At 59.0% G+C, this 2,420-nt stretch carries 4 protein-coding genes; 2 read left to right on the plus strand and 2 right to left on the minus strand.

The annotated features are described in order from the left end of the window. Positions 1–238 (plus strand): MmcQ/YjbR family DNA-binding protein (locus AC1DOC_RS29485; protein WP_478131105.1); only part of this gene is annotated, 238 nt, incomplete at its 5' end. An 82-nt stretch (positions 239–320) separates the two neighbouring features. Then, entirely contained in the window at positions 321–1,310 is a 990-nt protein-coding gene (locus tag AC1DOC_RS29490) for a zinc-binding dehydrogenase (protein ID WP_478080754.1), read from the plus strand. A 217-nt stretch (positions 1,311–1,527) separates the two neighbouring features. Here the strand turns inward: AC1DOC_RS29490 and AC1DOC_RS29495 are convergent, their stop codons facing one another. Together AC1DOC_RS29495 and AC1DOC_RS29500 are read right to left on the minus strand one after the other, a co-directional pair. After that, positions 1,528–1,746 carry a hypothetical protein gene (locus tag AC1DOC_RS29495; protein ID WP_478080755.1) on the minus strand — a complete coding sequence of 73 codons (219 nt, stop codon included), beginning with the start codon at positions 1,744–1,746 and terminating at the stop codon, positions 1,528–1,530. A gap of 13 nt (positions 1,747–1,759) precedes the next feature. Next, a partial coding sequence (locus AC1DOC_RS29500; RefSeq protein WP_478131106.1) for an AraC family transcriptional regulator occupies positions 1,760–2,420 on the minus strand: 661 nt, incomplete at its 5' end.

Raw genomic sequence — 2,420 nt, forward strand, 5'->3', positions numbered from 1 at the left:
GTTCGGGCTGGTGATGAACGTCCCCAGGGAAAAGTTGGGCCTGAAAGGCGAAGGCGAGGTCGATGTCCTTGACGTCAAATGCCACCCGGCGAATGTCGATGACCTCAAGACCAAACCCGGCTTTCGGCCGGCCTATCACATGAACAAGGAACACTGGCTCACCGCCGTTCTCGACGGCTCTGTATCGAAGGAAGAGATCTTTTCCCTCCTCGATGAGAGCTACGACCTCACGAAATAGCTCGCTGACGCAGGGCCACCCCGGCAGCGTCGCCCTTGGGGGCGGCACGTCGTTCCACGTCCCACCTAGCCAGGAGCTCATCATGAAAACGATGCGAGCAATCGTCCTGTACAAAGCCGGTCCACTCGAAAACCTCATTCTGGAGGAGCGTCCTGTCCCGGAAATCAAACCCGGCTGGGTGCGGATCCGGATCCGAGCTTTCGGGGTAAATGAATCCGAAGTCACCACCCGCAAGGGTCTGTCCTCGCCCGATGTAACCTTGCCGCGCATTCCCGGAATCGAGTGCGTTGGTGAGGTTGATGAAGCGCCCGCCGACAGCGATCTGAGGCCGAGACAAAAGGTCGCCACCATGATGGGCGGTATGGGGCGTTCGTTTGATGGCTCCTATGCCGAGTATGTCGTGGTGCCGGTCGGCCAAGTCATTCCGTTCGAGACGGGTCTGCCATGGAATGTCGTCGGCGCCTTGCCGGAAATGTTCCAAACGGCCTATGGATCGTTGACCACGGGCCTTGACCTGAAGGCGGGCCAAACGCTGCTGATCCGGGGCGGCACCTCTACAGTGGGATTGTCGGCCGCGACCATTGCAGACGCCATGGGCGTCACCGTGATTGCCACGACACGCAATTCTGAACGGACCGAAATGCTACGCAAGGTCGGCGTCCGTCATGTGGTCGTCGATGGCGGGAACATCGCTGAGACCGTGCGTAAGATCGTTCCCGAGGGGGTCGATGCCGCACTGGAGCTTGTCGGCTGTGGCGTTCTGGCCGACACACTGAAGGCGGTCCGCGTTCATGGAACCACCTGCTTTACCGGGGCCCTGGGCGACCAATGGACGATGCCCGTTTTTGACCCGTTCTCTCTCATTCCGTTCGGCGTCCGGCTGACGTGCTATGGCGGTAAGGCTACTGATCTTCCTGCCGACGTGTTCAACGGCCAGCTTGAAGCCATCGCTGCGGGACGGATGAAAGTTAGCGTCGCCAAAGTCTATCAAGGGCTGGAAGGCGTGCGCGATGCGCAATCTGATCTGGAGGCCGGCAACACACCAGGCAAGCATGTCGTCGTGCTCGACTAACAACAGCGTATCAGTTCATCTTTCCCCAGTGGTCCAGTCGATGGGGTTCAATCCAATCTGGGGTCAGAGATCGGTGGAGTCCAATACATTTGAGGCAACTCATTCGCGGACGTTGAGTGCTGCCGAATCTTCCTCGACAATGCGATGTTCGAGGAACGCCTGCACGTCATGTTGATCGAAGCAGGCAATGGTTGAGATGCCCACCACCGAAGAATTCTCAGCCCTGCAGCAAGCCCTGGCCGAGGCCACTCGGCGCAGCGAATCTCTCATCGGCGAACTGCGTGTGATGACCACCGAACGAGACCTGGCGCTGGAGCGCTTGCACCCAAGGGATCGGCAATCCGCCATACGACGCTACCGCCCATGCGGTCGAGGTCCTCAGAACTTTTGAAGGCATCGAGCGGCCCTGATCTAACAGGTTGTCGAAGACGTCCATTTGCGAGCGAGCGTCATCTTAGCCGTGGGTCGAGACTACGCTCGACGTTCCAATCAGCATCTGGCCGAGCGCCAAGCGATTTTGGCCGATTAATTCCCCCCAGGCCCGCCTTCGCTTTTTCAGCGTCCTGACCTGGCGGCGCTCCGAAGAGACGCTTGTACTCGCGGCTGAATTGTGAGGCGCTTTCATAGCCGACCGAGAACCCCACCTCGGCCGCACTCACTTGGTCCGCGATCATGCGACGGCGGGCCTCGTGGAGCCGGATATACTTTTGATACTGAAGGGGACTGACGGCGGCGACGGCTTTAAAGCGCTCGTAAAAGACCGATACGCTCATTCCCGTGAGTGCAGCGACCGCTTTGAAATTGAGGCGCTCGGTGTAATGATCACGGATCCAAGCCATGGCCTTTCGGATATGCCTCAGGCGCGAGTCAGATCCGGCAATTTGACGGAGCAGGCCGCCGTGTGGTCCCATCAGCAACCGAAACATGAGCTCGTGTTCCAAGGACTGAGCCATGACGGGGATTTCGGTTGGCCGATCTAGCAGTTCCAACAGTCTTCCCCAAGCGCCCAGAAGCGACGCGCTCGCGGTGCTAACCCCGTATCCCGATTCAATCGGCAACTCTGGTATCGCAGCCATTTCAAGTACGAGATCCGACAGCAGAGCTTGGTCC

The organism is Variovorax sp. 01T439_2 (assembly GCF_056398445.1).